Below are 13,769 nucleotides of genomic sequence, written 5' to 3'. Positions count from 1 at the left end.
TGCGTGATAAATTGCGCCGCGACGCAATGTAAGCAGATTGGCTACAGCACATCGGCATTACAGTAAAATTTCCTGCCTGAGAACCTCTCGCTTTTCCCATACCGATACATTACTGACAGACTAATAATACCGCTCAAAAATAGTAAACCTTCTTTATTATCAGAGTAAGCAGTTGACTCAGCGTCCAATAAAGCATCAATTCGCTAGAGAATTGATAAGTTATTTTGATCATTCCCCCGCTCAAATTAAAGCAAATATACAGAGAGTTATCTAATGCTTGCAGGCAGCAAAAAATAATAGATTAAAGTAATAAAATAGCCTTCAAATAATAGATTATTCACTCACTTTTATCATTCAAAAAAACAACATTTCATTAACACGAGTAAAGTAAAAAACGGACTCTAAATAACTCATTGAATAATAAGAAGTAACAATGAAAAACAAACTTCCCGGAAATGTCTGGTAAAGGTATTTTTTACTGCTAATTTAATTAACGTTAAAAGAAATGATGGCACGATATATTTCCTCTCCATGAAATAAAATCCCAGATAATAACCTTATCCGTAAGAAATTTCTTGATTGGTAAAATCGACTAATAGGTTTGTTCGATCATGATTCCTGATTTCAATAGGTAAAATCTATCGTTTGAAACTTATTAATATTCACAATCATTTAGCTACTTTATTTGCCTTAGATTTAAATTGTTCGAATAGAGGTTCATTTAATGTTTTCGCTTAATAGGTAACAACCGTATGAGCTCTAACTTTTTTCTCTATTCTGATCTTGAGTTTGACCCGCTCTACAGTGAAATAGATTTCGCTATATCACGGCTGGATTCCAATAACGATCCATTAGAGGAGATTTCGTCAGATATTATTTCATGGTCTCTTATCAATGATCAGTGCGAGAAATTACTTGAAAAGGGATTTAACTGGCGGGTTCTGCTCTGGCAACTTCGTGCAAAATTAATGCTGCAGGGAATTTCTGCGTTGTGGATAACGCTACAGATTTTAGAACAAGCGTTAGAACAATTGCCTGCCGATAGTGAGGTTAGAAGAGATGCCGCAACCGGGCTAATTTGGCTCGCGGGAAATCAATGTTTTACGTTATTTAAAAATGCGCAGCTGACACCTGGAATGACCTTGAGCCTCGAACGTTGCCAGGCTCGAGAGTTAAATGAGGATCGATCTTCCTTACCCTACCCGGAAATTATTTCTGCTGTTGAGACGGCCGACCGGTGGTACAGGGAACAACATATTCCGGCACTGCATAGTCAGTTGATTGATTGTCAGCGAATGCTGAATTACATCAGTGAAAACGTCAATTTTTCGTCTGATGGCTATCAGTTTAATGCCACAAATCTGAGCAGCTATTTACTCTCTGCGCAGAAAAACTTGTCTGGATTGTCGGCTAATCCAGCCTCTAACAGTGATGAAGAGCTTAATACACATGTAGAGCCTTACTTACCAGCATCAGAACAACAGATACCAGATATCCCGCAAAATAGGCGCGAGGTAATTATTATGCTCGATCATATCCTGACCTATTTTGAACAGTATGAACCCAGTCATCCCGCGCCCGTTTTTATTCGACGTTCAAAGAAAATGATTGGCATGGATTTCATGGCGATTGTCGAAGAAATGCTACCCGATGCGCTTAGTACGTTACAGCAATTTGCAGGAAAGTCTTAACCTCTTACTCAGGAGAATCTCATGGCCAAAGATTCAAGCTCGCAAAAGTTTATTGGGAAGAATAATGCTCCGCGCGTACAAATTGAATATGACGTTGAGCTATATGGTTCACATAAGAAAATTGAATTACCTTTTGTGACAGGCGTGATGTCCGATCTTTCTGGCGATCGAAAAAAAGCGTTGCTTCCCGTGGAAGAACGAAAATTTTTAACCTTCGATCAGGATAACTTTAATGACCGGATGCGGGCAATCCGCCCTCACCTGCAATACTACGTCAAAAATACGCTGACTGACGGTGACGAACTCCTTGATGTGGATCTGGAATTTGAGTCAATGGATGACTTTTCCCCAGCGCAAATCGCCCGACGCATCCCACAAATGGCCGCACTGCTGGAAGCACGTGAACATTTGACGCAGCTCATCACCTATATGGATGGAAAAAGTAGCGCTGAAGAAGTGGTCAAAAATCTACTTGAACAACCTGATTTTCTGCAGCGACTGGTCAATGATGCAAAACAAGCCGTGCAGTCTTTCAATGAAGATAGCGCATCAGAGAATAAGGAGGTTTGAGCATGCCACTGACGCAACAACACACGAATGCCCACACGACGGAATATGCTAATCAACCCATGCTGGGCGAAAATGACGAATTAGGTCGGTTGCTCAAAAAAGGGTTTCGTCCCATGACGCAGGAAGCGTCGAGCGCGGTTCGCCAGGCGATTGGCACACTGGCAAGTCAAATCAATAGTAGCCAGGTGAAAGTGAATCAGGATGTATTATTTACTATCCAATCGTTGATTACGGAAATAGATGAGAAATTATCTTCTCAACTCAATGCTGTTATTCACAACAAGAAATTTCAGGACCTGGAAGCTTCCTGGCGCGGCCTGAGCTATCTGGTTGATAATACTAACGTCAATGAAACGTTAAAAATCCGCGTCCTGAACATTACACAAAGTGAATTAATGAATAGCCTGCGGCGTTTCCGTGGAAGTGCGTGGGATCAAAGCCCCATATTCAAACAAATATATGAAACTGAATATGGCCAGTTTGGCGGTGAACCTTTTGGCTGTCTGATTGGCGATTATCAGTTCGATCACAGTCCAACGAGCGTCATGCTGTTGACTGAAATATCCCGGATATCCGCTGCTGCCCACTGCCCGTTTATTGCCTCCGCCTCACCTGCTCTACTGCAGATGAAGAGCTGGTCTGAGCTTGGCAATCCACGTGATATCGGCAAGATCTTTAGTACGCCCGAATATGCGTCCTGGCGCAGACTGCGGGAAAGTAATGATGCTCGCTATCTGGTAATGACGATGCCGCGCTTTATGGCTCGTCTCCCCTATGGCGCCAAAACTGCGCCGGTCGATGAGTTTGCCTTTGAAGAAGAGGTCAATCCGCTCAATGATAATGATTTTGTCTGGGCGAACTCAGCTTATGCCATGGGTGTTAATATTAACCGCGCATTCCATGAATATGGCTGGTGCTCACGTATTCGCGGCATTGAGTCCGGTGGTTCTGTTGAAGAATTGCCAGCCTATGCATTTCCTTCTGAGGAAGGCGGTTATGAAATAACCTGCCCAACCGAGGTCGCTATATCTGACAGACGAGAGCAAGAGTTGTCAGATGCAGGTTTTTTACCGCTGGTTTATCGCAAGCATTCTGACTTCGCCGCCTTTATTGGGTCGTGCACGCTGCACACCCCCAAGCTCTATGAAGATCCTGATGCTACGGCTAATGCTCGTCTATCCGCACGCTTGCCTTATATTTTTGCCACCTGTCGTTTCGCGCATTATTTAAAATGCATTGTACGCGACAAAATTGGTTCATTCCGCTCTCGTAATGATATGCAGGTTTGGTTAAATGACTGGCTAATGAACTATGTCGACGGCGATCCTTCGGTATCAACGGAGGCTACCAAAGCACGACGTCCGTTAGCTGCCGCCGAAGTGAATGTTGAAGAGGTGGCTGATGATCCCGGTTATTACCGCGCCCATTTTTATTTACGCCCTCACTATCAGCTAGAGGGAATGACAGTTTCGCTTCGCTTAGTTTCTAAACTTCCATCCGCAAAAAAAGGTGGAGAATAAACAGCGCCACTATTTTGCACTGTAATTAACCTTTGTAAATATGGCGTTTAAAACACCCTGCGACAGTAGTCGCATCCTCACTCAAGGAGTATGAAATATGGCGGCATTAGTTGACTATTTCTTAAAAATCGATGGAGTAGATGGAGAATCCCCTGACCAGAATTATCCGGGATGGATTCAGTTAGATGCGTGGCAGTGGGCAGAGGAAAATGCGGGGCATTTCTCAGCAGGTAGCGGTGGCGGATCGGGCAAAGTCGAAATGAAAGATTTCGAATTTCGTATGCGCACCAATAAAGCCTCGCCGAAATTATTTTTAATGTGTGCAATGGGTGAGCATATTACCCAGGCTACGCTGGTGTGCCGCAAATCAGGACAAGGTCAAAAAGACTTCCTGACCATTACCTTCAGCAACTGCTTAGTGTCTCGTTTCCAAACGGTGGGTAATATGCCGCTGAATAATATGGGCATCGAAGCCTCGGAAACGGTGCTGCCTACGGATGTCATCAAATTGAACTTTGCCCGTATTGAAGTTGAATATAGAGAGCAAAATAATGATGGCTCAATGGGTGCAGCAATTAAAACAGGCTACGATCTGAAAAGAAACGCCAGAGTGTAATCATATCGCTTAATAATATAATGGCTACTCAGTAGCTATGGGTAGCTATTTCCTTAACGAGCATCATATGAAAGTTTCACAACCCTTTTTATTTGATAAGTTAAGTAGTAAAACGAGCCGTTCTTTCTGGCGAGGCGCATTAGTTCGCGATGTAGAGTTATTGCTAAATGATGCGGCACGCAGTGGACAATTACATTTAGATAACTATCCATGGTGTAAAAACTCAGTTTTAAATTTTGGCTTACCCTCATTAAGCCGACAGTTACCGGTCAATGCTGATGCATTAACCATTGCGCATCACATTCATTCAATTATTGTGCTGTTTGAACCGCGCATCGACCCGCGCTCTATTAAAGTGACGCCGGTGGTAGAAAAAAGGCAGGCATTAGTTTTAGCACTGTTATTTGATATTAACGGCTGGAGCGTTATTCCCGAACTTCAGGCGCCCATTAGTTTACGCATCGCGCTGGATTATTCCTGTGGCGCAGTCAGCATAATTTAATAGAGATATTGCCATGACACCCGATTTTCTCACGCTCTATAACGAAGAATTACGCTATCTCCGTGAAGCGGGTGATGCTTTTGCAAAACAACATCCGCAGGTTGCCAGCCAATTGGGTGTACATCGTAATGGCGTACAGGATCCCTTCGTAGAACGATTACTGGAAGGCACCGCTTTTCTTGCGAGTCGGGTTCATGAGCGCCTCAATAACGAGCAGGCAGAATTCGCGTTAAATATGCTGACTCATTTAGCACCGAACTGGCAAACGCCGGTGCCATCTATGATGACGGTGGCGCTACAACCCGATCTCACACACCCGCAGTGGAGCGCCAGAACCTGTTTACCGAAGGGCAGCAGAGTCATGCTGAATGATCCTTCACTCAAAGAGCGCCCTGCTGTTTTCGTTACCGGCAATGACGTACATGTTCAACCGGTTGAAATCGAGCGAGCTGAACTCAAGGTGCATCCACCACTTGAACTGCCGGAAAACGTACGCCAGCAATTTCAGGATTCGCAGAGCTATTTGCACCTCACCATAAGCACGCGCGGGATTATCCCGCTGTGCGAGCTGAGTTTTTCGCCGCTTCGTCTAACGATGAGCTGTGAAATTGTTCTGCTCAACCAACTTCTAACGTTATTACTGACCAACACGCTGCGTATAGTACTGCACGCCCACCAGCCGGAGGGGCCGATATACACTATTCTCGATGCTGACGCTATCTCTCTTGCCGGATTAACGCCGGAGGAGTCGCTATTACCGCAGGCGATTGGCGAATTACCGGGCTGTCGTCTGTTACGTGAATATTTTGCCGCGCCGGGACGTTTCTCTACGCTTTTGGTAACCGGTCTGCATGAATTTTTAGCACGCGGGACGCACAGCCATACGTTTGATCTCTTTTTCCTGTTTAACAAATCCAGCTTTGCACTGGCAGAGAGTATTCATGCCCGTCACTTTCATCTGTTTGCCACACCGGCCATAAACCTTTTTCCCCGAGTATGCAGCCCGGTGCTGATTAATCAGCAGCACACGGAATACCCGCTGATCGTCGATCGATTAAACGCCCGTCATTTTTGTATTCACAGCCTGACGGAGGTGAAAGCTATTTTGCAGGATGGCGAAAAAACGCCCCTTTTCTGCACTGACCGGCGATGCGCATTACGAAACCGTCACTGACGCACCGGCACGTTGGTCATTACGGCGTCGTAGCGATCCACGTACCACGCAAGCCAGTCACCAACGCCTGCCGCTTGAGCAACTCTTTTTGTCCTTTTCAACCGGCCCTGCTCAGCTTGAGCCCCAGGAGATAAAGGCTTTCGCCGTTGAAGCTTTGGTCTGCGAGCGACATTTGCGGCCTGAACATCTTCAACGTCCCCACGTTGAACTTGAGCGGTCAATGCCGATTAAAGGCGTCATTCTCACCCGGCATCCCAGCGCGCCGCAGGCTCCACCGGCAAAAATTAAAAGTTGGCATGCGCTACAGATGCTCAATGTAAACCCTTTGCATTATGCCGAGAGTGAAGTTGAAAACTGCGCCGACTTGCTTCGTGAATGGCTGAGCCTGTTTGTGAATGAGCAAAATGCCGCGCAGACAAAACAGCTTTCCAGCATTCGCCGGGCGACCATTACCCATCATTTCGAACGCTGGCAGGGAGCGGGTCCGCTGAGCTGGACGCGCGGCACCCGACTTTCCCTCGACATCGCACCTCAGGATCACGCCGACCAGGGCGCCTTTATGTTTGCCTACATGGTTTTTCATGCCTTGACAGATTATTGCGAGCTCAATCAGCGGCTCAGCTTCACTCTCACGTTGGATGGCGAACGCTTTATGGAACAGGGGGCATCGGGTGGCTGATTTAACGTATTTGAGCAGCATGGATTACTTTGCGCTGCTACGTGAGATTGAGCGCCGCAATACCGCTGCTTCCCGGCTCGGTACGCTAAACGACAATAGCGATCGGCAGCTCAGAATTTTGCAAAAGGCAGACCTGGCATTTGCCTCGCGCGAAGTGGCGCATGTACTGCCAGCCGGTGAGCGTATCACCATTACGTTACGCCATTTTGGCCTGCTGGCGCCCTACGGCCCGATGCCTCTCAGCGTGACTGAACATACCCGCGCCGAAAAGCTGAATCATTCCAGCGATGCGTTTGGTGACTTTCTCTCACTGCTCAGCCAACGCCAGGCCATTTTCTGGTATCGCAGCTGGAGCCAATTGCAACCGATGGTGAGTCACGATCGCATGGGTGAGGACAACCGTTTCCTGGCTCGCCTTGGTCAGATAGCCGGGATTCCTCCCGTGCGCGGTTATCCGCTGCTGCAAACGCAACTGCGGCAGGTCTGGCCTGCTGCCTGGCTGGCGGGCCGCGCTTCTTTACGCGATTTACAGCGGATGCTGAGTCATTTTTTTTCCATTCCCTGCCGCCTGGATACCACGAAGGGAGAGTGGATAAAACCGCAGGAAAAGCGTGCGCAGCACAAGATGGGACATCTTGGTGCCACGCGCCTGGGCAGCCGCATTTTTGACGCACAACATAGCCTGCACATCGAGATCGGCCCGCTCGGATTTCCGGATTATCAATCCTGGCAGCGCGGAGAGAAGAAATTGCAACTGCTGGCGTCGGTCTGTCAGACCTTTGTTCGCCATCAGATGCAGTTAACTATTGATTTATTGCTACTTTCCTCTCCTGAGCTGGCCCAGGCATTTCCCACAAAACTGGGAAGTAACAGTTGGCTTAAGCCGCGTCACGGCGTGGTCTCGCAACGCGTCTGGCAATCCCCAACCTGACAGATGGAATCGATCGCGTTAGCGGCAGAAAGAAGGCGCTGCGTCAGATTGAGGATGGTGCGCTTTTCTCAGCGTTGAATGACATTCACTCATAGGGAACTAAACATGCCTTTAATTCAATTAGTCAGTGAGGAATTGCCTGCACATCGCGCTTTTCCCTTAAGTTTTCAGACGCAGGAAGAGCTATCACGCACTCCGCTTTTCCAACTGGAGATCGCCTCTGCAGAGCCCGATCTGGACTATAGCGAGCTGTTAGGTAAACAGCTCACGGTATTAATTGAGCAAAAACAGGATCTTCCTCGCCCCTTCCATCTCTATATCGTTGGCGGGGAAGATGCCGGGCAACAGGGAACGAAATCGGTCTATCGTCTGACGCTGAGCTGTTGGCTGTGGTTTTTACAGCAGAACCGCAACTGTAAAATCTTTCAGAACAAAAATGTGCCGACCATCATTGAGGAGGTATTTGCGCGCTACGGCGTAGCTCGTTACCGCCTCGATCTCAGTGAAAGCTACCCAGGTCGCGAATACTGCGTTCAATTCGCCGAAAGCGATTTCAATTTCATCAGCCGGCTAATGGAAGATGAAGGCATCATCTGGTTTTTCGCGCAGGAAGATGAGCAGCACACGCTGGTGATTACTGATAATCAGACCTTCCAGCCGCTGTCGCTCACCTACGATCAACTGCTTTATAGCCCTGATGGTGAAGAGCAACGTGCCATCCGCGAAGGGATACAACGTATTCAGCGGGCGCGCCAGGTGCACTCAAGCGACGTGGTATTGCGCGATTATGATTATCTTAACCCGCGTAATAACCTGCAAACCCACGCGACAAACAGTAGCGAAAGCCTGCCTGATACGCCGCTTGAGTGGTACGACTATGCCAGCGGCTACAGCGACCGAACGCGCGGAGAAACTATCGCGCGCCTGCGTTTGCAGCAGTTCAGCGCTCAAGGGCAAATGCTCAGTGGCGAAAGCAATGCTACCGGCTTGAAAGTCGGTCATGCTTTTAGTCTCAGCTTGCATCCCGATCAAAACCGCAACCGCAGATTCAAACTCATCAGCTGCGCCTACCGCTATATCCAGGATGGTCCAGATAGCAGCGCGCAGGGACGTAACGTTACCTGTCGTTTTACCGCTATTAACGATGATGTGACCTGGCGTCCGGCCCGCATTACGCCCAAACCGCAGCTTCCCGGTATCCAAAGTGCCACCGTAGTCGGCGCGCCAGAGAGCGAAGTGCATACCGACAGTTATGGGCGTATTCGCGTTCACTTTCATTGGGATCGCTATAAAACCAGCGAAGAAGATAGCTCATGCTGGATCCGTGTGGTGCAGGCCTGGGCGGGCAAAGGCTGGGGTGTGATTGCCATGCCGCGTGTTGGGCAGGAAGTGCTGGTGAGTTATATCGATGGCGATCTCGATCGCCCGCTGGTTAGCGGCATCGTTTATAACGGCGACAACCCGCCGCCGTATCGCTTGCCAGAACAGATTAACTACACCGGGCTGGTGTCGCGCTCGCTTAAACAGGGGCAGCCCCAGCATGCCAGCCAGATCACCTTTGACGATAAACGCGGCAATGAACGCCTGATGCTGCACGCCGAGCGGGATATGCAGACATCTTCGGGACGAAATGACATCCGTGATGTGGGAAATGATGCCTATGAACGCATCAATCGCACCAAAATTGAAGATTACCAGGATCACATCGTTAACCGCGATAACTACTTCAGCACCACTAAAACCCAGGTAATGGAAACAGATACCAGCTTCACCAGCACTAAAACCAGCGTCACCTCTACAGAAGATGAAACCGCGACCAAAGGAACCAGCACGACCTTTACCGCGAAGAGCAGTTCCGTCACCGGGATCAGTCATTCAACTACCGGAATCTCGACCTCACGAACCGGTATCTCCACCAGCATGGTGGGTATCAGCACCGGCATGACAGGAATAAGCACCAGTATGACGGGGGTGAGCACCAGCATGACCGGCGTCAGCACGGGTATGACCGGCGTCAGCACCAGCTTTACCGGGATCGGTACCAGTTTCACTGGCGTCAGTACCGGTTTTACGGGCGTGGATACCAGCTTCACCGGGGTTGCCACCTCAACCACCGGCGTGTCGACTTCGACAACGGGGGTCTCCACCTCAATGGTCGGATCCAGTAACAGCACAACCGGATTATCAATCAGCAATACCAGCGCAGCCTATTCGCAAGTGGGTGTTGACCTTAAAACCGCCGGCATGCAGAGCAAAAACTAAGGAAGCCAGATGCGCATTATCAAACCTCAACAACTCGCGGTGATTAAAAGTGGCTATCAACTTGGTCGCCAGAGTTATTTGGGTTTCAGTGTGGTGGCCGGATGTTGGCTACAGCGCAAGCCACAGTTCACGACTGAATCCCAAATCTGGCAGGCCTGGCAGCAGGCGCCACATCAGTTCCCATATCTGGATGATGCAACACCCAAACCCTTTGCCGAATTTCTGCTGGCGGGGCACGTTCATCGCCCTCACCCGGTGCAAACGGCTGAGGCTGCAGTAACGCTTAATCAGATAACCCGACGCTGGCACCTGAAAGCGGCAAGGGACGATAACGGTGAGTTCGTTGCCTTCAATAAAATGCCATTAAATCACTCCGTGGCCGCAAATACGTCTGCGAATCCCTGGGGAAGCCGTCAGCCCACGTTGTTCATGGCAGATCGTGACGAAGATTTAATGGTCGCACCGGGTCCGATACCCGCTGATTTCCCGCTGAGAAATCGCTGGATCAAGGCGATTCACACCGCCATGCAGGATGAGGATTACCGCGAAAATATTTTCCCCGGCATGCCAGTCTCCTTTGACACGCGCTACTACCAGCTCGCGTCCGCTGCGCAGCAACTCGCCACGCCAGCCTGGCCAGCGCAGGCTACTGGTGTACTTCATGGCTTCAGTGACGAAGATAGCCACCTGAGCTTTACCCTGCCAAATGTCGAGGCGCGCGCGTGGATACAGCGTGACAAGTCGCAACCGGCTGCAGTAGATATGCCGTTGAAAACGATATGGTTACTGCCCGATCAAAACGTCATCCTTTTGGTATTCACCGGTTCGGTTGCGGTATCCCATATGCTGGATAACAGCATTACTGCGCTGCTGGTCGGCCTTGAGGATCGTGCGGCTTTACGTCCCGATGCCCATTTTTTACAGGTGATGGAACGTCGTTGTGCCGCCAGCGCATCACCTTTCGAATTTATGTATGACCCTGATCTCATGCCAGAAAAGGGGGCCTTAGACGCCTTCGTTCCCGATGATGATAAGCACGGCCATGCCTTTCCTTGTGATCCTGCTGTAACCCAGCAGCACTATGTTCAGCTGCGGGCGCTAATCGACAGCGAAAAAACCACGGCGCCTGAGCCGGCGATTTTCGACGTGAAGAAACTCGCCACGCTGTTCCCGCCGGAACCGATAGTCGATCTTGACGCTGCAGATATCGTGACGGGTAAGCGCCTAAGCCAGCCAGTGATTGGCAATCTTACGGGGCGAACTTTCAGTCACTGTCAGTTCGTCAACTGCCGGTTTTCCGCAGGGACGTGGCAGCACATGCAGTTTGAAAACTGCACGTTTGAGTCCTGTCGCTGGCAAAACCTGACTATTCACGACAGTCGCTTCTCGCAGTGCCACTTTTATGATTGCCGGCAGAAAAACCTGCAGCTGACGAACATTTCGGGCCACAACCTGCGGTTCAAAGCCTGTCAGCTGGACCATTGGCATTCACATAAAGGTAAGTGGGAGGCGTTGACCTTTGACGATTGCCGCCTGTGTGATGCGCATTTTTCTCAGGACGCGCTGAGCGCCGTGACAATACATCAATCAGCACTGATGCACAGCTGCTTTGAAGACGTGATCATTCAGCAGGCGATGTTCGTTAACTCTACGCTTGAGCAGTTGCAAGCCACCCGCCTGGTGATGGAAAAAAGCTCTGCGCTGGCGTCCTCTTTCGTCGGCAGTCATTTTTCACATTCCACCTTCAACAGTGTCACCTTTGGTCAGCGCTGTGATTTTTCATCGGCAATCCTCGATGGGTGCCAATGGAAAAAGGTGGGTCTGGCTCAATCAAATTTACGTTTCACCCAGTTCACGGCCTGCGCCATTGAGGAGAGCTCCTTCGAACGCAGCCAGTTGAATGGCACCGTGTTTGTGCGCTGCGATTTAACCGGCGTTCAGCTGCAACAGGCGCAGTTAAATGAGAGCCAGTGGCAGATGAGCAGCCTGCAGCAAGCGTGCCTGTACGGCGCAACACTCAATGGCACAACCTTTCATCACTGTAATCTGAGCGGTGCTAATCTTGCGCGCGTTGAACGTGATGCTCAGACCGCATTTGCAGCGTGCTTGTTGCAGGATGTCTGCTGGTTGCCGCGCCGCGATACTTGTCAAAGAGAGGTGGCATGATGAGCAAAATTCATCCCGCTGCCGCACTCACCGCCGCGATACCCATGCCACGAAAGGTCTTCCGAGACACGGCATTTACCGAAAGTGCCGCGCTGCAAAACCTACAGGACTGCGAGTTTATCAATTGCCATTTCGGCTCAATCACGTTGCAGCAGGCGAACTGGTCAGGATTGAAATTTGAACGCTGCCGGTTTCAGTCGGTGAATTTTGCGGGCTGTGAACTCAACGATTGTCATTTTGCTCAATGTGAACTGGTGGATTGCCATTGGCATGCAGGCCGTTGCCAACGCTGCACCAGCCAGCAGTCGGTATGGCGACAATGCGAGTTTCATTATCATCACAGTAAGGCAATGACATTCCAGGGTGGACAGTGGCAGTCAATTATCCTCAACACCTGCCTAAGCGAGCACTGGAATCTCATTCAGATTCCCATCACGCAGTTGCAACTACTGCATGGCAGCGCGCATGACTGGAATATATGCCAGTGTGAATTTCAAAATGGTTGCTGGCAAGATATTGAAATACAGCGACAAGTAGCCAGCGAATGCCGGTTCAAACATGTTGTGCTGGGCCATCGACATGGCCCCGGCCAGACGTGGTATCAGTGCCAGTGGCTGCAGTGCCAACTAAATGAGCTGACATTAGAAGGCGGAAGTTTTCACCGTAACCAATTTGATGCATGCAATTTCGCTGCCTCCCATTTTCGTCACACGGTACTTGTGGAATCCCAGTTCAGCCAGTGTTGCCTGGCGGGTTTTTACGCCGAGGCGATTCAGGGTGAAAAACTACAGCTTAGCGCCTGCTCCCTGGACGCCAGCCGCTGGTCTCACTGCTGGTTACAGCAGTCTGAATTTCATCACTGCGTGGGTGAAAGTAGCGATTTCTCCTACAGCGATTTGCGCGCGGCCCACCTCAGCGGTTTACCCGACAATACCCTGCTCACTGATGCTCGCCGGTTTGGTGCAACGCCCGCTGCGAGCGTGGAGAACGAGCCTGCGCTGAAGGCCATCGCCGATTGGCATCAAACATGTCGTCCCGGACCCGATCACCTGCACACCTCACTAGCCATCAAAGGAACCAGCAAATATGTCTAATCTCTTGCAACTCACCCCGGTCAGTTGTGTTCTGCCGCAGGGCGAAACCCGGCTAGTCACACTGGCTGCCATGCCTGATGGGCACTTATACGTTGCTGAAGAGCCCACCGTTAGCCTGCATATTGCGGTGAGCTGCCTGGTACAGCCAGCAGCAGGCGATCGGGTTCGCGTCATTGCTGATGGGAATGCGTATTGGGTACTGGATCTGTTGTTGTGCGCTGATCCGGGGCGCGCATTGGCGATCCAGACCGCTCACGATTCCCTGCATATCGATGCCTCAACGTTAACGCTGCGTGCTCAACAGACAATGACGCTGGAAGCGCCGGCGCTGTCGCTCATCAGCCGTACGGGTAACTGGATCGCCGAGCGGCTGAATCAGATTGCGGAAAAAGTGCAGGTTCGCTGTAAATCCTCCGAACGTCTGGTCAGCGAGATCGAGTCGATCGAAGCTGGCCATATCAGCCACACCGCCAAAACCAGCTATCGCATTGACGGCGAGCTGACATCGTTGAATGGCAGAACGGTGTTGAAAATCGATGGCGGACAGGTGCATGTAGGGTGAGA

The 13,769-nt window shown here is 50.0% G+C and carries 12 protein-coding genes; all 12 read left to right on the top strand.

The features are described from left to right. Nucleotides 1-752: 752 nt before the first annotated feature. The 12 genes from CRO19_RS21410 to CRO19_RS21355 all read left to right on the top strand — a co-directional run bounded on the left by CRO19_RS21410 (nucleotide 753) and on the right by CRO19_RS21355 (nucleotide 13,767). A complete protein-coding gene (locus tag CRO19_RS21410) occupies nucleotides 753-1,691 on the top strand; it encodes a type VI secretion system protein TssA (RefSeq protein WP_097097852.1) in 939 nt (312 codons plus the stop codon). 21 nt (nucleotides 1,692-1,712) lie between these two features. Beyond that, complete coding sequence (tssB, locus tag CRO19_RS21405) at nucleotides 1,713-2,261, top strand: type VI secretion system contractile sheath small subunit (protein ID WP_097097851.1); 549 nt, start codon at nucleotides 1,713-1,715, stop codon at nucleotides 2,259-2,261. 59 nt (nucleotides 2,262-2,320) lie between these two features. Beyond that, complete coding sequence (gene tssC / locus CRO19_RS21400; RefSeq protein WP_097098333.1) at nucleotides 2,321-3,781, top strand: type VI secretion system contractile sheath large subunit; 1,461 nt, start codon at nucleotides 2,321-2,323, stop codon at nucleotides 3,779-3,781. A 97-nt stretch (nucleotides 3,782-3,878) separates the two neighbouring features. After that, on the top strand, nucleotides 3,879-4,397 hold the full coding sequence (locus CRO19_RS21395; protein ID WP_097097850.1) for an Hcp family type VI secretion system effector: 519 nt from the start codon (nucleotides 3,879-3,881) through the stop codon (nucleotides 4,395-4,397). Between the two features lie 67 nt (nucleotides 4,398-4,464). Beyond that, nucleotides 4,465-4,899 carry a type VI secretion system baseplate subunit TssE gene (locus CRO19_RS21390; protein ID WP_097098332.1) on the top strand — a complete coding sequence of 145 codons (435 nt, stop codon included), beginning with the start codon at nucleotides 4,465-4,467 and terminating at the stop codon, nucleotides 4,897-4,899. Between the two features lie 13 nt (nucleotides 4,900-4,912). After that, the gene (gene tssF / locus CRO19_RS21385) at nucleotides 4,913-6,073 is read left to right on the top strand and encodes a type VI secretion system baseplate subunit TssF (RefSeq protein ID WP_097097849.1); all 1,161 of its coding nucleotides are present in this window, start codon (nucleotides 4,913-4,915) and stop codon (nucleotides 6,071-6,073) included. Further along, nucleotides 6,012-6,752 carry a type VI secretion system baseplate subunit TssF gene (locus CRO19_RS21380; RefSeq protein ID WP_097097848.1) on the top strand — a complete coding sequence of 247 codons (741 nt, stop codon included), beginning with the start codon at nucleotides 6,012-6,014 and terminating at the stop codon, nucleotides 6,750-6,752. Before tssF ends, CRO19_RS21380 begins: the two co-directional genes overlap by 62 nt. After that, the gene (gene tssG, locus CRO19_RS21375) at nucleotides 6,745-7,683 is read left to right on the top strand and encodes a type VI secretion system baseplate subunit TssG (protein WP_176519233.1); all 939 of its coding nucleotides are present in this window, start codon (nucleotides 6,745-6,747) and stop codon (nucleotides 7,681-7,683) included. The genes CRO19_RS21380 and tssG overlap by 8 nt, the downstream gene beginning before the upstream one ends. 105 nt (nucleotides 7,684-7,788) lie before the next feature. Then, the gene (locus CRO19_RS21370) at nucleotides 7,789-9,945 is read left to right on the top strand and encodes a type VI secretion system Vgr family protein (RefSeq protein ID WP_097097846.1); all 2,157 of its coding nucleotides are present in this window, start codon (nucleotides 7,789-7,791) and stop codon (nucleotides 9,943-9,945) included. A 9-nt stretch (nucleotides 9,946-9,954) separates the two neighbouring features. After that, nucleotides 9,955-12,111 carry a DUF2169 family type VI secretion system accessory protein gene (locus tag CRO19_RS21365; RefSeq protein ID WP_097097845.1) on the top strand — a complete coding sequence of 719 codons (2,157 nt, stop codon included), beginning with the start codon at nucleotides 9,955-9,957 and terminating at the stop codon, nucleotides 12,109-12,111. Further along, the gene (locus CRO19_RS21360) at nucleotides 12,108-13,205 is read left to right on the top strand and encodes a pentapeptide repeat-containing protein (RefSeq protein WP_097097844.1); all 1,098 of its coding nucleotides are present in this window, start codon (nucleotides 12,108-12,110) and stop codon (nucleotides 13,203-13,205) included. The genes CRO19_RS21365 and CRO19_RS21360 overlap by 4 nt, the downstream gene beginning before the upstream one ends. Beyond that, on the top strand, nucleotides 13,198-13,767 hold the full coding sequence (locus CRO19_RS21355; protein WP_097097843.1) for a DUF3540 domain-containing protein: 570 nt from the start codon (nucleotides 13,198-13,200) through the stop codon (nucleotides 13,765-13,767). The genes CRO19_RS21360 and CRO19_RS21355 overlap by 8 nt, the downstream gene beginning before the upstream one ends. Nucleotides 13,768-13,769: the final 2 nt, after the last annotated feature.

Origin of the sequence: Candidatus Pantoea floridensis (assembly GCF_900215435.1) — a bacterium.
Lineage (GTDB): Bacteria > Pseudomonadota > Gammaproteobacteria > Enterobacterales > Enterobacteriaceae > Pantoea > Pantoea floridensis.
The sequence above is the reverse complement of the archived record's forward strand: the minus strand, read 5'-3'. Positions and strand labels throughout refer to the sequence as shown.

Bases quoted from the DNA above. Each gene is read 5' to 3' on its own strand.
- CRO19_RS21410 (WP_097097852.1), top strand. From the start codon at position 753: ATGAGCTCTAACTTTTTTCTCTATTCTGATCTTGAGTTTGACCCGCTC.
- CRO19_RS21390 (WP_097098332.1), top strand. From the start codon at position 4,465: ATGAAAGTTTCACAACCCTTTTTATTTGATAAGTTAAGTAGTAAAACG.
- CRO19_RS21360 (WP_097097844.1), top strand. From the start codon at position 12,108: ATGATGAGCAAAATTCATCCCGCTGCCGCACTCACCGCCGCGATACCC.
- CRO19_RS21380 (WP_097097848.1), top strand. From the start codon at position 6,012: ATGGCGAAAAAACGCCCCTTTTCTGCACTGACCGGCGATGCGCATTAC.
- CRO19_RS21355 (WP_097097843.1), top strand. From the start codon at position 13,198: ATGTCTAATCTCTTGCAACTCACCCCGGTCAGTTGTGTTCTGCCGCAG.
- CRO19_RS21395 (WP_097097850.1), top strand. From the start codon at position 3,879: ATGGCGGCATTAGTTGACTATTTCTTAAAAATCGATGGAGTAGATGGA.
- tssF (WP_097097849.1), top strand. From the start codon at position 4,913: ATGACACCCGATTTTCTCACGCTCTATAACGAAGAATTACGCTATCTC.
- tssB (WP_097097851.1), top strand. From the start codon at position 1,713: ATGGCCAAAGATTCAAGCTCGCAAAAGTTTATTGGGAAGAATAATGCT.
- CRO19_RS21365 (WP_097097845.1), top strand. From the start codon at position 9,955: ATGCGCATTATCAAACCTCAACAACTCGCGGTGATTAAAAGTGGCTAT.
- tssC (WP_097098333.1), top strand. From the start codon at position 2,321: ATGCTGGGCGAAAATGACGAATTAGGTCGGTTGCTCAAAAAAGGGTTT.
- CRO19_RS21370 (WP_097097846.1), top strand. From the start codon at position 7,789: ATGCCTTTAATTCAATTAGTCAGTGAGGAATTGCCTGCACATCGCGCT.